Annotated in this window: 20 protein-coding genes; 6 read left to right on the forward strand and 14 right to left on the reverse strand. The window is 72.8% G+C overall.

Going from position 1 to position 18,675, the window contains the following annotated elements:
* Positions 1-39 precede the first annotated feature (39 nt).
* Positions 40-822, forward strand: a complete 783-nt coding sequence (locus ABD143_RS20415) for a hypothetical protein (RefSeq protein WP_343980624.1) — start codon at positions 40-42, stop codon at positions 820-822.
* An 83-nt stretch (positions 823-905) separates the two neighbouring features.
* Here the strand turns inward: ABD143_RS20415 and mnmA are convergent, their stop codons facing one another.
* From mnmA to ABD143_RS20445, 6 genes are all read right to left on the reverse strand, one after another.
* Positions 906-1,982 (reverse strand): tRNA 2-thiouridine(34) synthase MnmA, encoded by a 1,077-nt coding sequence (gene mnmA, locus ABD143_RS20420; protein WP_343980627.1) that lies wholly within the window; start codon positions 1,980-1,982, stop codon positions 906-908.
* Positions 1,979-3,127 carry a cysteine desulfurase family protein gene (locus ABD143_RS20425; protein ID WP_379659897.1) on the reverse strand — a complete coding sequence of 383 codons (1,149 nt, stop codon included), beginning with the start codon at positions 3,125-3,127 and terminating at the stop codon, positions 1,979-1,981. Before ABD143_RS20425 ends, mnmA begins: the two co-directional genes overlap by 4 nt.
* A gap of 331 nt (positions 3,128-3,458) precedes the next feature.
* On the reverse strand, positions 3,459-4,322 hold the full coding sequence (locus ABD143_RS20430; RefSeq protein WP_343980630.1) for a lysophospholipid acyltransferase family protein: 864 nt from the start codon (positions 4,320-4,322) through the stop codon (positions 3,459-3,461).
* 73 nt (positions 4,323-4,395) lie between these two features.
* Positions 4,396-5,163 (reverse strand): GNAT family N-acetyltransferase, encoded by a 768-nt coding sequence (locus ABD143_RS20435; protein WP_343980633.1) that lies wholly within the window; start codon positions 5,161-5,163, stop codon positions 4,396-4,398.
* 356 nt (positions 5,164-5,519) lie between these two features.
* On the reverse strand, positions 5,520-5,885 hold the full coding sequence (locus ABD143_RS20440; RefSeq protein ID WP_343980635.1) for a hypothetical protein: 366 nt from the start codon (positions 5,883-5,885) through the stop codon (positions 5,520-5,522).
* Between the two features lie 193 nt (positions 5,886-6,078).
* Positions 6,079-7,023 carry a GlxA family transcriptional regulator gene (locus tag ABD143_RS20445; RefSeq protein ID WP_417715281.1) on the reverse strand — a complete coding sequence of 315 codons (945 nt, stop codon included), beginning with the start codon at positions 7,021-7,023 and terminating at the stop codon, positions 6,079-6,081.
* 197 nt (positions 7,024-7,220) lie between these two features.
* On the opposite strand from ABD143_RS20445, the gene ABD143_RS20450 reads away from it, so the two are divergent.
* Together ABD143_RS20450 and ABD143_RS20455 are read left to right on the forward strand one after the other, a co-directional pair.
* Positions 7,221-7,769: a carbonic anhydrase gene (locus ABD143_RS20450; protein WP_343980641.1), complete on the forward strand. Its 549-nt coding sequence runs from the start codon at positions 7,221-7,223 to the stop codon at positions 7,767-7,769.
* Between the two features lie 169 nt (positions 7,770-7,938).
* Entirely contained in the window at positions 7,939-8,133 is a 195-nt protein-coding gene (locus ABD143_RS20455) for a MerR family DNA-binding transcriptional regulator (protein WP_343980645.1), read from the forward strand.
* Between the two features lie 349 nt (positions 8,134-8,482).
* Here ABD143_RS20455 and ABD143_RS20460 read toward each other — a convergent pair whose 3' ends face one another.
* Both ABD143_RS20460 and ABD143_RS20465 read right to left on the reverse strand, forming a co-directional pair.
* The gene (locus ABD143_RS20460) at positions 8,483-9,430 is read right to left on the reverse strand and encodes an electron transfer flavoprotein subunit alpha/FixB family protein (RefSeq protein ID WP_343980648.1); all 948 of its coding nucleotides are present in this window, start codon (positions 9,428-9,430) and stop codon (positions 8,483-8,485) included.
* A 28-nt stretch (positions 9,431-9,458) separates the two neighbouring features.
* Positions 9,459-10,253: an electron transfer flavoprotein subunit beta/FixA family protein gene (locus tag ABD143_RS20465; protein WP_343980651.1), complete on the reverse strand. Its 795-nt coding sequence runs from the start codon at positions 10,251-10,253 to the stop codon at positions 9,459-9,461.
* A gap of 227 nt (positions 10,254-10,480) precedes the next feature.
* Here ABD143_RS20465 and ABD143_RS20470 point away from each other — a divergent pair, with 227 nt between their 5' ends.
* Together ABD143_RS20470 and ABD143_RS20475 are read left to right on the forward strand one after the other, a co-directional pair.
* Positions 10,481-10,621, forward strand: coding sequence for a hypothetical protein (locus ABD143_RS20470; RefSeq protein WP_343980653.1), 141 nt, complete (start codon positions 10,481-10,483; stop codon positions 10,619-10,621).
* Between the two features lie 178 nt (positions 10,622-10,799).
* Positions 10,800-11,120, forward strand: a complete 321-nt coding sequence (locus ABD143_RS20475; RefSeq protein WP_343980656.1) for a hypothetical protein — start codon at positions 10,800-10,802, stop codon at positions 11,118-11,120.
* A 21-nt stretch (positions 11,121-11,141) separates the two neighbouring features.
* Here the strand turns inward: ABD143_RS20475 and ABD143_RS20480 are convergent, their stop codons facing one another.
* The 5 genes from ABD143_RS20480 to ABD143_RS20500 are packed head-to-tail and all read right to left on the reverse strand — an operon-like array spanning position 11,142 to position 16,291.
* Positions 11,142-12,170 carry a lactonase family protein gene (locus tag ABD143_RS20480; RefSeq protein WP_343980659.1) on the reverse strand — a complete coding sequence of 343 codons (1,029 nt, stop codon included), beginning with the start codon at positions 12,168-12,170 and terminating at the stop codon, positions 11,142-11,144.
* Complete coding sequence (locus ABD143_RS20485; RefSeq protein WP_343980661.1) at positions 12,167-13,009, reverse strand: NAD-dependent epimerase/dehydratase family protein; 843 nt, start codon at positions 13,007-13,009, stop codon at positions 12,167-12,169. The genes ABD143_RS20480 and ABD143_RS20485 overlap by 4 nt, the downstream gene beginning before the upstream one ends.
* Positions 13,010-13,053: 44 nt before the next feature.
* Positions 13,054-13,941, reverse strand: coding sequence for a carbohydrate ABC transporter permease (locus tag ABD143_RS20490; RefSeq protein WP_343980664.1), 888 nt, complete (start codon positions 13,939-13,941; stop codon positions 13,054-13,056).
* On the reverse strand, positions 13,938-14,906 hold the full coding sequence (locus ABD143_RS20495) for a carbohydrate ABC transporter permease (RefSeq protein ID WP_343980667.1): 969 nt from the start codon (positions 14,904-14,906) through the stop codon (positions 13,938-13,940). The genes ABD143_RS20490 and ABD143_RS20495 overlap by 4 nt, the downstream gene beginning before the upstream one ends.
* Positions 14,903-16,291: an ABC transporter substrate-binding protein gene (locus tag ABD143_RS20500; protein ID WP_343980670.1), complete on the reverse strand. Its 1,389-nt coding sequence runs from the start codon at positions 16,289-16,291 to the stop codon at positions 14,903-14,905. Before ABD143_RS20500 ends, ABD143_RS20495 begins: the two co-directional genes overlap by 4 nt.
* Before the next feature lie 105 nt (positions 16,292-16,396).
* Here ABD143_RS20500 and ABD143_RS20505 point away from each other — a divergent pair, with 105 nt between their 5' ends.
* Positions 16,397-17,689, forward strand: a complete 1,293-nt coding sequence (locus tag ABD143_RS20505) for an enolase C-terminal domain-like protein (RefSeq protein WP_343980673.1) — start codon at positions 16,397-16,399, stop codon at positions 17,687-17,689.
* Positions 17,690-17,762: 73 nt separating this feature from the next.
* Here ABD143_RS20505 and ABD143_RS20510 read toward each other — a convergent pair whose 3' ends face one another.
* Entirely contained in the window at positions 17,763-18,656 is an 894-nt protein-coding gene (locus ABD143_RS20510) for a LysR family transcriptional regulator (protein ID WP_343981088.1), read from the reverse strand.
* Positions 18,657-18,675 lie beyond the last annotated feature (19 nt).

The following is an 18,675-nucleotide window of genomic DNA, read 5'->3' on the forward strand; positions in this document are numbered from 1 at the left end:
TTCATCCGTGACGCAAGAACCGATCCCACGGAGGACCTGATGCGCACGACCCGACCCGCCGGAGCCGGCCTCATCGCGGCGGGCCTGCTCGCCGTTCTCGCCGGCTGCAGCGGCGGTCCCACCCCCGCCGCCCCGGCCGCACCGCCGCCCGCGGCCGACGCTGCCTCGGCGACCGCCGCCGTCTGCGGCAGCCTGCTGCGCCTCGACAGTGTCCCCGCGCCGGAGGGTGGGCCGGACGGGCCGCCGCCCGCCGCCGCGGTGAAGGAGTGGGGCGCAGCGACGTCCCCGGCGCTCGACGCGGCGCTGGCGCAGGCCCCCACGGCCCTGACGCCGTCGCTCACCGCGCTGCAGCCGGTGTTCCAGGCCGCGGCCACGCAGGGCACCGGGCCCGACTTCGAGGACCCCGCCTTCACCGGTGCGATCACCGACTACGAGACCTGGGCGCACCAGAACTGCGGCTACCAGCAGGTGGCGCTCACCGGCACCGACTTCCACTTCGACGGCGCCCCGGCCACGCTGGAGGCCGGCCCGGTCAGCATCCTGCTGGCGAACAAGAGCGCAGGCGGCGAGTTCCACGTCGCGCACCTGGCGAAGGCGAAGGACGCGGTCACGACCGTCGAGCAGGTGGTCAACGCGCCGATGGAGCAGCTCATGGAGCTGGTGGAGATCGTGCCCGGGTTCGCCCAGGCCGCGCCCGGCCAGACCGGCGGGTTTCTCGCCGACCTGGAGCCGGGCAAGTACTTCTTGATCTGCCCCGTGGGTGACGAGGGCGAGCTGCCCCACCACGTGCAGGGCATGATCACGGAGGTGACGGTCGCGTAAGAGGACCACGCACTTCCAGCGGGGTGGCTTCGCTGACGTTGAACGTCAGCGGGGCCACCCCGCTGACGTTTCGGTGGCGTCCCTCAGATCGTTTGCGTGATCGTGGCGCTGCCCAGCACCACGTCGCCCTCGTCGTCCGGGCGGTACAGCGCCACCGCTTGGCCGGGGGCGACCCCGCGCAGCGGCTCGTCCAGCTCCACCCGCAGCCCGTCTGGGCCCGACTCGACCACCGCTGCGGCCAGCCCGCCGTGCGCGCGCACCTGCGCCACGCACGCGAACCGGTCGGCGGGCGGCCGGCCTGCGCTCCATACCGGGCGCTCGGCCTCGATCGAGCGGACGTCCAGCGCGTCGGCAGGCCCGACCCGCACGGTGCCGCTCACCGGCTCGATGCCGAGCACGTAACGCGGGCGCCCGTCGGCGGCCGGAGCGGCGACCCCGAGCCCCTTGCGCTGCCCCACGGTGAAGCCGTGCACGCCGTCGTGGCGGGCCAGCTCCATGCCCGTGGCGTCGTCGACGATCGCGCCGGGCCGCGCGCCGAGGCGCTCGCCGAGGAACGCGCGGGTGTCGCCGGAGGGGATGAAACAGATGTCGTGGCTGTCGGGCTTGTCGGCCACCCGCAGCCCGCGCTCAGCCGCCTCGGCCCGCACGGCGGGCTTCGGGGTGTCGCCGATCGGGAACATCGCGTGCTGCAACTGCTCCTGAGTCAGCACCGACAGGACGTAGGACTGGTCCTTGTCGGCGTCGATGGCCCTGCGCAGCTCCCCGGACGTGAGGCGGGCATAGTGCCCGGTGCAGACCGCGTCGAAGCCGAGCGCGAGCGCCCGGTCCAGCAGCGCCGCGAACTTGATCTTCTCGTTGCAGCGCAGGCACGGGTTGGGGGTGCGGCCCTCCGCGTACGCGGAGACGAAGTCGTCCACGACGTCCGCGGTGAAGCGCGCGGCGAAGTCCCAGACGTAGAACGGGATGTCGAGCACGTCGGCGGCCCGGCGGGCGTCGGCGGCGTCCTCCCGGGAGCAGCAGCCGCGGGAGCCGGCGCGCAGGGCGGCGGGCGTCTCCGACAGCGCGAGGTGCACGCCGACGACGTCGTGGCCGGCCTCGACGGACCGGGCGGCGGCGACCGCGGAGTCGACACCGCCGCTCATCGCGGCGAGGACTCTCACGGTCCCACCACCGACGCGTGCTGCCCCGCCCGGCGGGCCCGCTCGACGACCTGGCCGATCACGGCGGCCACGGCATCGACGTCCTCCGCCGTCGTCGTGTGGCCGAGGGAGAACCGCAGCGAACCCCGGGCCGTGGCCTCATCGGCGCCCATCGCGAGGAGCACGTGACTGGGCTGCGCCACGCCCGCCGTGCACGCGGAGCCGGTGGAGCACTCGATGCCGTGGGCGTCGAGCAGCATGAGCAGGCTGTCGCCCTCGCAGCCGGGGAACGACAGGTGCACGTTGCCCGGGAGCCGCGACGGGCCGCCCTCCACCACGCCGGTGCCGCGGTCGCCGTTGAGCGTGGCGTCCGGGACGGCGGCGAGGACCTTGCTGAGCAGGTCGTCGCGGAGCCGGGCGAGCGCGGCCGCCCGGCGGGGGGCGTCGCCGACCGCGATCTCGACAGCCGTGGCCAGCCCGATCACGGCGGGCGTGTCGAGCGTGCCCGAACGGACGTCACGCTCCTGGCCCCCGCCGTGCAGCAGGGGTGTGAGCACGACCTCGCGGCCGAGCAGCAGCACGCCGGCGCCGTAGGGGCCGCCGAGCTTGTGGCCGGTGAGCGTGAGGGCGTCGGCGCCGCTGGCCTGGAAGTCGACCGGCAGCACCCCGACGGCCTGCACGGCGTCGGTGTGCAGCGGCACGCCGAACTCGTGCGCAGTGGCGGCCAGCTCGCGGATCGGGTTGACCGTGCCGACCTCGTTGTTGGCCCACATCACCGAGACCAGCGCGACATGCTCCGGCTCGCGGGCGAGCGCCGCCCGCAGTGTCTCGGGACGGACGCGGCCTTCGGCGTCGACGTCGAGCAGCTCCAGCTCGGCGCCCTCGTGCTCGGTGAGCCAGGCGGCGGCGTCGAGCACGGCGTGGTGCTCGATGGCCGAGACGAGCACCCGAACGCGGCGCGGGTCGGCCGCGTGGCGCGCCCAGAACAGGCCCTTGACCGCGAGGTTGTCGCTTTCGGTGCCACCGGTGGTGAACACCACCTCGGACGGCCGCGCGCCCACGGCCGCGGCGATCCGTTCCCGGGCCTCCTCCACGTCCCGCCGCGCCCGCCGGCCTGCGGTGTGCAGGGAGGACGCGTTGCCGGTGCGGGTCATGGCGTCCGCCATCGCCGCCACCGCCTCGGGGAGCATCGGTGTGGTGGCGGCGTGGTCGAGATAGGTCGCGCGCGGTGTCACATCAGGGCCCGTCCGGTCGTCGATCTGCGCTCCAGAGTAAACGCCGCGCTCCCGGCGGGCCGGGTACCGGCCCTAGAGGAGCGCGCTGAAAAGCTCGGGCCTACTGCGCGACGCCCAGGCAGCCACCTCGCCGCGTTGTCGTCGGGCCCGATACAACAGCGGTATCGGGTCTCTCCTCCGCCTTGCGATGCGGCCACCTGGACGCCGCTCGCTACGGCCGGAGCTTTTCAGCACCCTCCCAGCGAGCGCGCGAAGCACCCTCCTACGCAGCAACCGCCGGCGCCGTCGTCCGCGGCGCACCGCTGACGGGGTGGGGCACTCCGGTGACGCTCGCGACCGCCTCGGCCGCTCGGCGGGCCAGATCCTTGCGGTCGGCTCCCGGCGCGAGCGGGGGCAGCACCGTGAGAGAGCACTCCAGCGCGGGCATCCGCAGCACTCGCATCAGCGCGTCCCAGAGCGTCTCCTCGCCGATGAAGGTCGCGTCGGCCGTCGGGGCACCGCCCGGCGGGCGCAGCACGACCGCCACGGGGACGACCGGCGCGCCCGCGTCGATCGCAGCCTGGAACGCCGCCCGCCGGAACTCGCCTGCCGCCGCTCCGCACCACGTCGTGCCCTCGGGAAACACCCCCACGACGTCCCCCGCGCGCAGCGCGTCGGCCGTGGCGGCGACGGTGGCGGGCAGGCTGCGCAGCCCGGCCCGGTCGACGAAGAGGGCGCCCGAACGCGCGGCGACGCCGCCGATCAGCGGCCAGTCCCGCACCTCCAGCTTGGCGATCATCCGCACCGGGTGTACCGCGCCGACGCCGAGGATCTCGATCCACGACATGTGGTTGGAGACCAGCAGCACACCGCCGCCCGCCACCGACCCCGTGACGCGTAGCCGCACGCCCGAGGCCCGCAACGCCGCCGCGCAGCGGGCGCGCAGCCACCGGACCCGCGCCGAGGGCGGCACGAACGGCGCCATCACCAGCGTCGCCAGCACCACCGCCACCAGCGCCACCATCCGCCAGGCCACCAGCGGGAGCGCCGCGACCGGACCGCGTTCGACGGGCCGGCAGTCAGGGCCGCACGGCGACGTCGGCGCCCAGCCCGTCCACGGAGCCCGCGGGTGCACCCGGACCGTCACGCCCGCTCCTCTCCGGTGCTCGGCGCGGTCGTGCCGTTGCGTGCTCTGCTGAATGGTGACCTCGCAAGCTCGGTCACGAAGCACCGCCGAGGAAGAAGCGGACGTACCGCTCGTCCATGTGGTCGAGCCCGAGCAGGACGTAGAAGTCGGCGCAGTCGAAGTCCGGGTCGTGCGCGGGCGGCCCGCACACCCAGGCACCCAGCCGCAGGTAGCCCTGCAGCAGCGGGGGCAGCTTCACCCGGAGCGGCCTGCGGACGCCGTGGGGGTTCCACGGGCGCAGCGGCTGCACCCGGTAGGGCTCCGGGGAGAGGTGCTTGGCGAGCACGCGATCCCACACGGCGGCGGCGAGCCCGCCCCCGTCGGCCAGCGGGACGCTCGCGCACCCGCCGAGCCAGCGGTTGCCGGTGAGCAGCATGTACCGGGCGATCCCCGCCCAGGCGAGGCCGACGACGGCCCCGTCGCGGTGGTCCGGGTGCACACACGAGCGCCCGGTCTCGACGAGCGACGGGCGCAGCGGCGCCAGCTCGTCGAGCACGAACTCGCCATCGGAGTACATCTCCCCAAGCGCGTGCGCGCGCTGCGGGGGCAGCATGCGGTAGGTGCCGACGATCTCCCCCGAACCGTCCTCGCGGACGACGAGGTGATCGCAATGGGCGTCGAAGCGGTCGACGTCGAGCCCCGGCTCGGGGGTGTGGAGAACAGCGCCGAGCTCGTCGGCGAAGACGCGGTAACGCAGCCGCTGGGCGGCGCGCACCTCGTCGGGGTCGGTGGTCAGCAGCAGGGAGTAGCGGCGGGCCGACGCCGCCTGCGGAGTCCGGGCGAGCACCTGCGACGAGGTCACGCGGACTTGGTACGTCCCGGAAGCAACACCGGGCACCGCGCGAGCGGAAGCGGGAGTGGAGATGCGGTGAACACGCCGGGGCGGTATCGATCAGCGATCGGCGCGGGCCGTTCCGCGCCGCGGGTGCTCACGCGTGCCGATCGTGCATGGCCAGGCGCTCCGGCCGGACTGCGCGCCGCCGGAACACACCGCACATCGGCCCGACCCGTCGTCCACGTGCGCGGCGAGGAGCCGCTCGGCCAGGCCCGGCTCGGCGGCGATGAAAGGCGGAGAGTGGATGGTCGCTCGTCATCGGGCGCGCCCGCCGGTCAGCTCGCGTGGCCGTCGCGGCTGGGTCACGCGCCCGCGCGGTGTCCTCACACACCCGTCGGGGTGCGGTTGCCCTCGCGGGCCGCGGCGCTGTCGCGGCTGAAGGTCCGCCGACCGGCCCGCCACAGCGCAGCGCCGATGAACGTCGTACCCGAGACGGTGCCCAGCGCCTCTGTCAGCGGCTTGCCGACTTCGATGGTGGGGCTCGGCAGGCCGAGCGCGGCGGCGGGGGTCGTGGAGACGAGGTCGACCGCCGCGCCGAGGCCGACGACCCCGGCTTGTGCGACGGCGGGGGGCCGCCTGCAGTGCGAAGGGCAGGTAGTCGCTGCACAGGATGTCGCAGCCGGCAGCCGCGACTGCGTCCGCGACCAGAACGTTTCCAGGTCCTGCCCCACGCCGTGCCGAGTAGGCACGGCCTACTCGTTCGTCCTTCTCTCCGCCCGATCGATAGGGTGGCAGCGGCCGCGCGGGCGTCGCCGACACCGGCCCGGTACGAATCAGTTTCGGCCAGAGCGGTTGCGTCCAGATGACAGATGTCGTCCCCGGCCGCCGTGGCGCTCCTTCACACCACACACGCTCGCCACCGATCCGTCTCCACCGGCCTGGCTAGGGCGTCGCCACCTGGCGGTGACTCCGGCGGTAGGCGGTCGGGGTGGTACCGAGCTCGCGGCTCATGTGCAGACGCAGGTTGGCGGCGCTGCCGATCCCGCAACGCAAGGCGATCTCGTCGACCGTGAGCCGCGTCGCCTCCAGCAACCGCTGGGCCTCGAGCAGGCGCTGGCCGCCGAGCCAACGCATCGGGGTCATCCCGGTCACGTCGCGGAACCGCCGGACGAACGTGCGCGGTGTCAACCCGGCGTGCCGGGACAAGAGGTTCACCGTCAGCGCGCGGTGCATCTGGCTGACGGCCCAGTCGCACGTCTCACCGAGACCGTCCGCTTCGGGCAGCGGGAGGCGGGCGTACTGCGCCTGGCCACCCGGCCGGTGGACTGCGACGACCATGCGGCGGGCCACGTCCGCCGCGACGGCGGCGCCGTAGTCCTGCCGCACCAGGTGCAGGCACAGGTCGATCCCGGCGGACAGGCCCGCGCTGGTCAGGATCGAACCGGAGTCGACGTAGAGAACCTCCGGATTCAGCCGTATGCGGGGGAAGCGGCGCCGGAAGGCGTCCGCCTCCTGCCAGTGCGTGGTCGCGGCACGGCCGTCCAACAGACCGGCCGCACCGAGTGCGAACGCCCCCACGCAGACCGACGCGACACGTGCTCCCAGGGCGGCCGCGCGGGACAGGGCGTCGAGCGTCGCCGGGGAGGGGTCCGTCAGAGGGTGGAAACCCGGGACGATGACGGTGTCCGCAGTCCCGAGGACGTCGAGGCCGTACGGGGCTTCGACGGCGAACCCGGTCGTCGACGGCACATTCCCCGGCTCCTCGGCGCAGACCACGAAGGAATACCGTTCGCGTTCGTCGCGATGGCCGAAGATCTGCGCCGCGATGGACAGGTCGAACGCGACTACGTCGGGGATCGCGAGCGCGGCCACTCGGTGCGGAGTCACTCCCACGGCACCGAGGTTATGCCTCCGGACGACGCCCCCACCTCCGACGCGCGAGATCGCTGCACCCGGCTGCCAGGTGTGCTCCGCCGAGCGGTGCGGCGGAGGGCCGGCCGGGAACGGTGCGGTGGCAGCAGCCTCGCGAATGTTGGCAGTCCTGCCCCTCGTCGGCCGCGCTCGCCGCGACGATCCTGAAAGTCGTGAGCAACCTCGACGAACTGCTGGACAACAACACCCGCTTCGCTGCGACCGATCTGCGCGAGCACCAGCCGGTGATCCCGTTCATCCCGAACAAGCAGGTCTACATCCTCACCTGCATCGACCCCCGGGTCGAACCGTCAGACGTCTTCGGTCTCACGCTGGGTGACGCCATCGTCGCGCGCACCGTGGGCGGGCGGGTCACTCCCGCCGTGCTCGAGGATCTGGCCTGGATCAGCTACCTGCACGAGGTCAAGACCCCGGACGCCGACTGGTTCGAACTCGCCGTCGTGCACCACACCGACTGCGGATCGGCCCTGCTCGCCGACGAGTCCCTGCGCCACGACTTCGCCCAGCGCACCGGATACGACGACGCCGAGTTGGCTGGGCGGGCTGTGCTCGACCCCGCCCGCACCGTGCCCGGCGATGTCGAGGCCATCGTCAGCGCACCGCAGGTATCCGGGAAGATCAGAGTGTCCGGCTACGCCTACGACGTCAAGACCGGCCAGATCACCCGGATCACCCCACCCCGCAGCCGCGACACCGCCTGACGCGCGACCGCTCCGGCCAGGCCGCCCCCTGCATGAGCAACGAGGTCGGTTCCCGGATGCCGCGTTCGAGTGATGAGACCGGGTGTGGCACTGCCTGGTAGTTATGACTAATCCAGCGACTCAGCCAGTTAATGCCAGGTCGGACCGCTGATCGCCTAGCGTCGTCGCCATGGCGGACAGGGAACTGCTGACCACTGCGCAAGCGGCGCGGTCGCTCGGCATCTCGACCCGCACCCTCGTCCGGTACGCGGAGCGCGGCTACATCAAGCCCGAGATGACGTTGCCCTCCGGGCACCGCCGGTGGGTCTCGGAGGACATCCGGCGCCAGCTCCGAGAGCTAGGCCAGCGCGGCGAGGAGAACTAGCCCGGACTCTCTGGCCCCGGGCCTCCGGACGTTGAAGAGAGCAACCCGGCGCCGGGGCGTTCGGACCCCGGCCGGCACACGTCCGCGGACCGGTACCGCGGCTCATCGACCCGCACCCTATGTGCGCAGTCGAAGATCCACACCGTGTGCACTACGTGTGCACAGGCCGTCCCAACGGCGGTAATCCGTGGCTCCGGCTGTCCCGTTGCGTCCCGTCGTGGTGCGCGTTGTCCCTGGTAGGTAGGCTGTCCCCGGAAAGCAGCACGTCAGGCGGGGTGCCATGCAGAAAAGCCACTTTCATCGCGTCTGGCGCAATGAAAGTGGCTTTCCTCGCAGTGGGTCGGGGGTCTCAGCCCTTGCGCTTCGCGACCTCTTCCGTCAGCTGCGGGGCCACCTTGAACAGGTCGCCCACCACCCCGTAGTCGGCGATCTCGAAGATCGGCGCCTCCGGGTCCTTGTTCACCGCGATGATCGTCTTCGACGTCTGCATCCCGGCCCGGTGCTGGATCGCCCCGGAGATCCCCAGCGCGATGTACAACTGCGGGGACACCGTCTTCCCGGTCTGCCCCACCTGGAACTGGTGCGGGTAGTACCCCGAGTCCACCGCGGCCCGCGACGCCCCCACCGCCGCGCCCAGCGAGTCGGCCAGGGCCTCGACGACCGCGAAGTCGTCCGCGGACCCGACACCACGGCCGCCGGAGACCACCACCGACGCCTCGGTCAGGTCCGGCCGGTCACCACCGGTGATCGGCTCCCGGCTCGTGACGGTCGCGCTGCGACCCGCGCCGGCGGGCACCTCGACCTGCTCCTCCGCACCCGCACCGGGCGCCGGCTCCGCGTCCACCGAGCCCGGCCGCAGCGTGATCACCGGGTGCCCGGTGGTGGCCTTCGCCTCGGCGATGAACGCACCACCGAACACGGAGTGCGTGGTGCCCTCCGGGGAAACGGCGACCACGTCACCCAGCAGCCCCGAACCGGTGCGCACCGCCACCCGACCGGCGATCTCCTTGCCGTCCGCGGACACCGCGATCAGCACCGCCGCCGGATCCTTCGACTCCACCAGCGCCGACAGCACCGACACCTCCGGCGACAGGAACTCGGCCGAGTCGGTCTCCGCGACGTAGATCTTCTCCGCGCCGTACTCCTTGAGCCCGTCGGCCAGCTTGCCCGCGGTCCCTGCGGGGCCCACCACCACCGCGGACGGCTCCCCCAGCCCGCGCGCCGCGGTCAGCAGCTCGAACGTGCTCTTCTTGTTCTCACCCTCGAGGTGGTCGACGAGGACCAGCACCTCAGCCATGAGTCGTCTCCTCTACTCGTCGAACCGGTCAGATCAGCTTCTGCGAGACCAGGAACGCGGCGATCTTGCTGCCGCCATCGCCCTCGTCCTCGACCTTCTCCCCCGCGCTCTTGGGCGGCTTGGGCTGCGACGAGGTCACCGTCGAGAGCGCGCCCGCCAGGCCCACCTCGGACGGGTCGATCCCGGCATCGGCCAGCGACAGCGTGGTCACCGGCTTCTTCTTCGCCGCCATGATCCCCTTGAACGACGGGTACCGCGGCTCGTTGATCTTCTCGCCCACCGACACCACGGCCGGGAGCTCCGCGGTCAGGACCGTGACCCCGTCGTCGGTCTCCCGCTTCACGGTGACCGAGGAACCGTCCACGGTGATCTCACGGGCATGCGTCAGCGCCGGCAGCCCAAGCACGTCGGCGACCATCGCCGGCACCGCCGCCGACCGCCCGTCCGAGGCCTCGTTCCCCGCCAGCACCAGGTCGAACTCCACGGTGCCGATCGCCTTCGCCAGCGCCCGCGCGGTCTGCACCGCGCACGAACCGTGCAGCGCCTCGTCCGACAGGTGCACCGCCTTGTCCGCACCCATCGACAGGGCCTTGCGGATGGCGTCGGTGGCCCGGTCCGGGCCCATGGTCAGCACCGTGACCTCGGAACCGTCGCCCGGACCGACACCGGCCTCCTTCAACTGCAGCGCCGCCTCGACCGCACGCTCGTTGATCTCGTCCAGCACCGCATCCGTGGCACCCCGATCCAACGTCCCGTCGGAGCCGTCCAGCTTCCGCTCCGAATAGGTGTCGGGCACCTGCTTGACCAGCACGACGATGTTCATCGGACCTCTTCGACCTCCTGCCACGGCACGGGCTCGGGCGCAACGCCCGCTCGCCGCCGACAATGCCACCGCGGGAGGTGGTTCGGCGTGACGGACGCCCGGTTCGGGACATTGTTACTGGCGGGTATCCTCGCGGCAAACGTCCAGTGGGTGAGTCTTCTCACCCGTGGCCACCGGCATCCGGCACGGAGTGTGATCGCCCAGGCGGATCGGGTAACTTCGGACGAATGGCACTCATGCGGCGTATCCGCGCATTCCTCTCCAGCCCCCAGGGCAGGCGGCTCACCGACCAGGGCCGCCGCATGGCCGCCGACCCGCGTAACCGCGAGCGCGCCCGGAGGCTCCTCGCGCGCCTTCGCCGTCGCTGACTCCGGCGCCCGACCGCCGGTTCGCGACAGGAGGCCGCTGACGGGTGACGCCCGGTGTTGCGGGGGACGGACGGCGCCCGGCCCGATAGGGTCCGGCCACCGTCGACCCCGCGGAGCCGCCCATGTCCGTCACGGTGAGGGCCTCGGCGCGGGCGTCCCCTAGCAGGCCGGAGCTTCGATGATCGTGACCGGTTTCGACGACCGCCAAGGCTGCGGCTACGTCCTCAGGACGGGCGCGGACGCGTCCGAGGCCCTGCCGGGCGGTCAGGACCTGCGGCACGAGGGGAAGGTCGCGCGGATGACGGCGGAGCTCGCCGCCGCACTCCGCGACGCGCTCGCGAACAACCCGACCGCGATGCTCGGCTGGCAAGGCCCGCGCGTTCCGCTGACGTTCGACGACGCCACCCTGCTCGCCTGGCTCACCTACGACGTGGGTGGCGTGATCGCCGTGCGCAACCCCCCGCCCCCGCACCCGAGAGCGCCCCGCCCGACGGTCTGACTCGACGGGACGCCCGGGGAGTCACGCCGTCCCGGTGGGCAGGACGCAGGCAGGCGCCGGCAGCGGCACCGAGCCGACAGTCGTGCCGCGCCCGGTCTCCCGGTCCACGCGCAGCGCCGTGAGCGTCGACGCCTGCTGGTCGGCCACGACCACGAGCGCGGCGTCGGTCTCCGTCACCGGCGGCAGCACCGCGAAGTGCCGCGGCCACCGCGCCAGGGGTGTGTCGGCGAGATGCTCCAACCCGGCGTCCCCCTCCGCCACGGCGAAGGTCGAGAGCACGTCCACGCCGCGCACAGCGACGAAGAGCCGGGTGCCGTCCGGGCTCAGCGCGAGGTGCGAGGGCTGGTGGTGCCCGGGGGTGGCCGTGGCGTCGTACCGCGCGCGGACGGCGCCGCTCTCCGGTGAGAGCACGTACAGGCCCGCGTCGAGCTCCGTCACGACGACCACCGCGTCGCCGACGGTCACGAAGTGCCGGGGCCCTGCTCCCAGCGGGAGCCGCGCCGCGGTCCCAGCCGGAGAGACATCGCCCGAGCGGGGGCGGTAGCGGCGCAGCTCGTCGGTGCCCAGGTCGGACACCCACACCTCGTCGCCGACGATCCCCACGTAGTGCGCGTGCGGACCCTCCTGGCGATCGCTGTCCGGCCCGCGACCGGTGTTGCCGTACGTCTCGGGCCCACCGGCGAACCCCCCGTCCGCCGCGAGCCCGAACGTCGTGAGGTGGCCGCTGCCGTAGTTGGCGACGTGCAGCGTGCCGGACGTGGCAAGCGCGTGGCACGGGAGAGCGCCGCCCGTCGGCCGGGTGTCGAGCGGCACGAGCCCATCGGCGGAGACCGCGAACGCCGTCACGGCACCCTCGTCGAGCTCGGCGACCGCGTAGAGCGTGCGACCGCTCGGGTGCAGCGCAAGGAACGACGGCGCCGGCGTCTCGACGACGAGCCGCGGGTCGGAGAGCTCGCCCGTGGCCGCGTCGACACCGACCCGCCAGATCCCCTCCCCGCTGCCGGCCACGCCGGCGTCGGGGTACGTCCCGATCCAGAGGGAACCACTCATGCGTCGCCGCGCCAGCCGTGCGCGGGCACGAAGCCCAGCAGGTCGCGCGCCAGCGTCGTGTCGAAGAGCGACGCGTCGGGCTCCAGCGGTCCCCTGATCGAGGTCTCGGGGTGGTACTTGGCCATCAGCGCCGCCGCAGGTTCCCACGTGCTCGAGTCGGGCGCGGCGATGTTGAGCACGTGGTGCCCGGTGAGCCCGGAGGTGAGCACCGCGAGCACGGCCCGCGCGGCGTCCCGCGTGTCGAGCCACGTCCACAGCTCGCTCCGGCCGCCCCCGACGTCGTCGCGGACCTGGGCCAGCCGATTCGCGAGCCGCTCGCCGTCGCCCACGAACGGGAACCGCAGGAGCGTGGTCGGGATCCCCCACCGGCGGGTGGCGAACGCCCCGACCTCCTCGGTCATGACCTTCGACAGCCCGTACGAGTCGATCGGGACGCACGGCTGCGCCTCGTCGATGGGCGCGTAGGGCGGGGAGAGATCCCGTTCCGCCCAGGCGTAGCCGTAAGCGGACGCGCTCGACGCCGCCACGGCCGTGCGCAGCCCGGCGCGCCCCGCGCCGTCGAGCACGAGGTAGGCCGACTGCACGTTGTGCGCGAGGGTCACCTCCTCGGGCGCCTGCCCGGGCGCGGGGATCGCAGCCAGGTGCACCACGGCGTCGACGCCGTCGAGGCACTCCGCCACGAACCGTGCGTCGCACATGTCCCCGACGAGCACCCGGCCACCTGCCCCGGACTCGACCCGGTCCGCCGCGACCACCCGCATCCCGGCGCCCGCGAGCACGAGCACGACGACCCGGCCGATCACACCCGCCGCCCCCGTGACGAGGACGGTGTCACCCACCCCGACCTCCCGGTGGGGGTCGCGCAATCCTGAAGTGCCGTCGTTCATCCCTTGACCGCTCCGACGAGTCCGTTGACGAAGTACCGCTGGGCGCTGAGGAACAGGATGATGATCGGGATCACGACGATCAGGGCACCCGCCATCAGGGTGTTGTACTGGATGGTCTGCTCCGACCGCAGCGCCTGCAGCGCGATCGGCAGCGTGTACGCCGAGGCGTCGTTGAGCGACACCCGGGTGAGCAGGTACTCGTTCCAGGTCGGGATCGCCGTGAGCAGCGCGATCGTGACGAGCGCCGGCCGCGCGAGCGGCACGTAGATCGTCGCGAAGATCCGGAACTCCCCGGCCCCGTCGACGCGAGCGGCGTCCCGCAGCTCGTCGGGCACGGCGTCGAAGGCGTTGGTCAGGAGCAGGATCGCGAGCGGAGCCGTGCCGTTGACGAACGGCAGGATCAGCCCGAAGTGTCCGCCGAGGATGCCGAGGTGGTTCTCCAGCAGCACGATCGGCAGGAGCGTCACGGCGGCCGGCACGAACAGCAGCACGAGGAACAGTCGGTAGAGCGCCGTCCGCCCGGGAAAGTCGATCACCGCGAATGCGTAGGCGGCGGCCGAGTAGACGACCACGACCCCAAGCGTGGTGAAGAAGGTGACGCCCACGCTGTTGAGGAAGTAGCCGAAGAAGTTGAGCCGGTCCCAGGTGTCGACCAGCGTGGCCAGCGTCGGGCTGCGCGGGATGAGACCCGTGTTGCCGATGATCTCCTCCCGCGTCTTCAGCGCGGCCGAGACCATCCACAGGAACGGGTAGAGGCTCACCACGGCGTAGCCGGCGAGGAGCACCCCGACGACAACGCGCGCGACCGCGCGGCCGCCGGACCCCCGACGCGGGGTCGCTGGGGCGACCGGGGCCTGGGGTTGGTCGACGAGTGTCGCTGTCACCGGAGCCTCCGCAGCATCCGCTGGTTGACCAGGGCGATCACGAGCGCGACCAGGAAGAGCATCCAGCCGAGCGCGCTGGCCAGGCCCAGGGTCGGGGCGAGTTCGGACAGGAACGCGAGCCGGTAGGTCTCCAGCCCGAGCACGTTCGTCGCGTCGCCCGGACCGCCGTTGGTCGCGATGAGGAAGACCTGGAACCCCTGCAGCGCGTCGCGCAGGTTGAGCAGCACGACGATGGCCGTCGTGCCGGTCAGCAGCGGCCAGACGACACTTCGGTTGGTGCGCCACCAGCCGGCGCCGTCGATCTTCGCCGCCTCCAGCAGGGCGGGGTCGATCGCCTGCAGGCCGGCCAGGTACAGCAGCATCGCCACCGGCACCGCCGTCCACACCATCACCACGATGAGCGCGGGCAGCGCCGTCGCCGGGTTGCCGAGGAAGCCCTGTGGCTGCTGCAGGGAGCCGAGGCCCAGCGCGCCGAGGACGCCGTTGATGGCCCCGTTGGGCTCGTAGATGTACTGCCAGGCGAAGTAGATCGCGATCCCGTTCGTCACGTACGGGATGAAGTAGACGGAGCGCAGCACGGTCCGCAGCCGGGTGACCGAGTTGAGGATCACCGCCAGCGGGAAACTCACGGCCACCGTCAACAGCGGAACCGCGATCATCACCCACAGCGTGTTCAGCGCCGCCGCGCGCACGGGCGGGCCGTACACGGGGCTTCCGCCCAGCAGGTCGATGTAGTTCTCCAGGCCGACCCAGATCCAGCGCGGCGAGAAGCCGTTCCAGCGCGCGAACGAGAGCGTGAACCCGTACGCGATCGTGTAGACGCCCATGACGGCGAACAGCAGGAGCGCGGGCGCGACGAACGCGTAACCCCACGCCTTCTCCCGCCTCCGGAAGTGCGGCCCGCGGCCGGCGCGGCCCAGAGGGGACACCGCGCCGGCCACGGCCTCGGAGGAAGCCGCTGTCACCGCTCCTCGGACCAGTAGGAACCGAGAAGGTCGGCGAGGTCGTGCCCGGCGCCCTCCGCGTCCCGCTGCTGCAGCGGCGTGTAGTTCATCAGCACCTCCCCGACCCGGCCGGAGTCGTACGCGCCCGGCCGGTAGGCCGTGTACCCGGGGTTGTAGGCGGTCTCGCCCTCGCCGAGGGAGGCGACCATCGTGCCGAGCACCGGCCCGAGCACCGTGCCCGCGTCGTTGCCCAACTCCGTCGGCGGCACGTCGAGCGCGTCGCGGGCGAACTGCGTGGCGACGCCGGGATCGGCGAGGTGGCGCAGCCACTGGAGGGCGGCGTCCTTGTGCTCCGTGGTCGCCGAGACCGACAGGCCGGTCAGCGCGAACGGCGCGAGGCTCAGGTCGCTCACGGCCCCGCCCGAGGGCGCCGGGATCGGGAACGTCACCAGGTTGTTGAGGTCGAACCCGTTCTGGGCGAGGAACGCGAGGGTGAACGTCCCGCCGACGAGGAACGACGACCGGCCCTGCGCGAACGCGATGTCCGCCGAGTCGATGTCGAGGGTCTGGGTGCCGGGCATCCAGTACGGGGTGATCTGGCCGTAGGCCTGGAGCACCCGCGTGCCGTTCGGCGACGCCCAGTTGACCGCGGGGTCGTTGCTGAAGAGGGCCTCGAACGGCTGCTTGCCGAGCATCCCGTACGCCATGGGCTGCATGACCCACTCCAGCCCGGTGGACGGGGACTGGAGGCCAAGGCTCAGGCCGCCGTCCTGGGGGCGGGCACGCTTCACGGCGTCGAGCGCCGCGACGAAGTCCTCCCACGTCTTCGGGGCCTCGGTGATCCCGGCCTCGGCGAGCCGCTCGCGGTTGGCGTAGACGATGCCGAAGGTGCCGATCGTCAGCGGCACGCTGAACCGCTGTCCCTGCTCCACACCTGCCGTCTTCGACCCTGACGCCAGCGACTGCTGGTAGTACTGCTCGGTGACGGTGCCCTCGCCCGCGACGGCGGGCCGGTAGTTGGCCGTCCAGTCGGCCGGGACGTCGTCGGAGAGGTCCTCGAGCAGCCCGGCGCCGCCGAACGTGAAGTCGTCGCCGTTGGTGTGCGTCTCCAGCACGTCGGGCAGGTCACCGGTGTTGGCGGCGGCCTGCACCCGCGCCAGGAACGTGCTGTCCGGGGTGACGGCCTCGACGTTGACCGCGACCCCGGTCTTGTCCTGGAAGGTGCGCGCGGCGTTCTGCAGGGCCGAGAGGTGGGACTGCTTGAAGGTCCACATGGTGAGCGTCGTGCCCGGGGCCGCCCCGCCACCGCCGCCCCCACTCCCGCACGCGGCAAGGGTTCCGGCGAGGGCGAGCGCGGCCGCGAGGCCGACGAGCGGGCGTGGGGTACGACGTCGGTGTCGGATCACGTGTCGAGCCTCCGAATCGGGGGCGGCTGCCCTTGACGGCGCCACTGGCTGGGAAGGTAAATCAAATCGATGTACGGTGTCAACGATCTCGACGAGAGGCTCCTCATGACCGCACACGCGACCCCTGCACCGACTCCTGTCCTCGCCCCCGCGCCCTGGCTCCACGGGTCGTCGCGGCGGTTGCGCGTGACGGCCGTCCGCACGTTCCTGTGCGCCCCGCAGGGCTGCCCGTACGTGATCGTCCGGGTCGAGACGAACGAGCCCGGCCTCTACGGGCTGGGCTGCGCGAGCGACCCGCAGCGGACCGTCGCGATCCGGTCGGTCGTCGACGACTACCTCGGCCCGATGCTCGCCGGGCGCGACCCGTCCGACATCGAGGACGTCCACCGGCTCCTGCTGAACAGCGGGTACTGGCGGGGTGGGTCGATCGCCAACAACGCCCTTGCCGGCATCGACGTGGCGCTGTGGGACATCAAGGGCAAGGTCGCGGGCATGCCGCTGCACGCGCTGCTCGGCGGCCGCGCCCGGGAGTACGCCGACGCCTACACCCACGTCGACGGCGACGACGCGGCGGAGATCGCCGAGGCCGTCCTCGCCGCCCACGAGCGCGGGTACCGGCACGTGCGCGTGCAGGTCGCGGTGCCCGGCACCGACACCTACGGCACCGCCCCCGCCGACGCCGCCGAGGCCGAACGCAGGCGGCTGCGGGCGGGGAGCTGGGACAGCACCTCCTACCTGCGGCACGTTCCAGGCGTACTCGTGGACGTGCGCGAGCGGGTCGGCGCCGGCGTGGAACTGCTGCACGACGCCCACGAGCGCCTGACCCCGTCGCAGGCCCGCCAGCTCGTGCGCGCGGTGGAGGACGCCGGGCTGTACTTCCTGGAGGACGCGCTCGCCCCTGAGGACGCGGCCCACTTCGCGCAGCTGCGGGCGGCCGGGTCGGTGCCGCTGGCCGTCGGCGAGCTATACAGCGAAATCGGCCAGTACCTCCCGCTGCTGGAGCAGCGCGTGATCGACTTCGCGCGCATCCGCATCCCCACGCTCGGGGGACTCACGCCGACCCGCAAGCTCGTGGCCGCGTGCGAGCTGTTCGGCGTCCGCACCGCGCCGCACGGCCCCGGCGACGTCTCCCCCGTCGGGCAGGCGGCGAACGTGGCCCTGGACGTCAGCTCCCCCGCGTTCGGCGTGCAGGAGGCGGCCCGGTTCACCGATGCGACGCTGGAGGTCTTCCCGGGGGCACCGGTGCCGGAAGGCGGGAAGCTGTACCCGTCGGACCGGCCCGGCCTGGGTGTCGATTTCGACGAGTCGGCCGCGCGCCGCCACCCGGTGACGGCCCCGCTGGAGCACGACAGATGGGCCCTGCTGCGGGCAACGGACGGCAGTGCCCACCGCCCCTGACCCGACCGCACACACCCTGCCGGCACCTCCCAGATCGTCGACGCTGTGCGCCGTCCGGGGACGGTGGGTGCGGTCAGGCGGTGCTCGTGATCATCGTCAGCAGCGCCTCCGTCGCCGCGCTCCGGCGGCGGTCCGCGGACACGGCGATCGCGATCTCGAACGCCAGGTCCGGTACGTCGACCGGGACCCCGGCGACGTCGGAAAGGTCCTCCGCCACGGAGGCGGGCACCAGTGCGACCGCGAGGCCGTGCCGCACGAACTCGACCACGGTGGCGGTGTCGTTGACCTCGTAGGTGATCGTCCGCCGCAAGCCCGCCGCCGCGAACGCGCGGTCGGTGACCAGCCGCATGCCCCAGCCCGCCGGCAGCTCGGCGAACGCCTCCTGCGTGAGGTCGTCCAGGCTGACGCGGGTGGCACCGCAGAGCCGGTGGTCGGCGGAAACCGCCAGCACGAAGGGTTCGCGCCACAGCGGCGTGAGGGTCAGCCCCGGCGCGGCGCGCGGCGCGAGCGCGATGAACGCCAGGTCGAGCCGGCCCTCCCGCAACTGCTCCGCGGCCGTGGTCGACCCACCCGCGTGCCGCACCTCGAGCGCCACACCCGGGTGCTGTGCGCGAAACGTCGCCAGCACCCGCGGGACGTGCACGGGCCGCATCACGGGCGCCTGCAGGATGCCGAGCCGGACGGTTCCCCGCAGCCCGCCCCTGACCTGGTCGACGGCCTCGCGCGCCGCCGCGGCCGCTGCCAGCGTCGCCCGGGCCTCGGGGAGCAGGGCGCGCCCGGCGTCGGTCAGGTCCACGCGATGGGTGGTGCGCGCGAAGAGCGGCGCTCCCAGCTCCCGCTCCAGGCTGCGGATCCCGGACGAGACCGCCGACTGCACGACGTGCAGCCGCTCCGCGGCGCGCGTGAAGCTGGTTTCCTCGGCGACTGCGACGAACGTCGCGAGCTGGCGCAGCTCCACGGCGGTCATCGTCACGGGCGATAACGGT

It is taken from the genome of Pseudonocardia aurantiaca, from assembly GCF_039526725.1.
GTDB classification, from domain to species: domain Bacteria; phylum Actinomycetota; class Actinomycetes; order Mycobacteriales; family Pseudonocardiaceae; genus Pseudonocardia; species Pseudonocardia aurantiaca.

Excerpts from the sequence above, each read along its gene's own strand:
- ABD143_RS20415 (WP_343980624.1), top strand. The coding sequence starts at position 40 with ATGCGCACGACCCGACCCGCCGGAGCCGGCCTCATCGCGGCGGGCCTG.
- ABD143_RS20470 (WP_343980653.1), top strand. The coding sequence starts at position 10,481 with ATGGCACTCATGCGGCGTATCCGCGCATTCCTCTCCAGCCCCCAGGGC.
- ABD143_RS20460 (WP_343980648.1), bottom strand. The coding sequence starts at position 9,430 with ATGGCTGAGGTGCTGGTCCTCGTCGACCACCTCGAGGGTGAGAACAAG.
- ABD143_RS20455 (WP_343980645.1), top strand. The coding sequence starts at position 7,939 with ATGGCGGACAGGGAACTGCTGACCACTGCGCAAGCGGCGCGGTCGCTC.
- ABD143_RS20475 (WP_343980656.1), top strand. The coding sequence starts at position 10,800 with ATGATCGTGACCGGTTTCGACGACCGCCAAGGCTGCGGCTACGTCCTC.
- ABD143_RS20480 (WP_343980659.1), bottom strand. The coding sequence starts at position 12,170 with ATGAGTGGTTCCCTCTGGATCGGGACGTACCCCGACGCCGGCGTGGCC.
- ABD143_RS20425 (WP_379659897.1), bottom strand. The coding sequence starts at position 3,127 with ATGGCGGACGCCATGACCCGCACCGGCAACGCGTCCTCCCTGCACACC.
- ABD143_RS20510 (WP_343981088.1), bottom strand. The coding sequence starts at position 18,656 with ATGACCGCCGTGGAGCTGCGCCAGCTCGCGACGTTCGTCGCAGTCGCC.
- ABD143_RS20465 (WP_343980651.1), bottom strand. The coding sequence starts at position 10,253 with ATGAACATCGTCGTGCTGGTCAAGCAGGTGCCCGACACCTATTCGGAG.
- ABD143_RS20505 (WP_343980673.1), top strand. The coding sequence starts at position 16,397 with ATGACCGCACACGCGACCCCTGCACCGACTCCTGTCCTCGCCCCCGCG.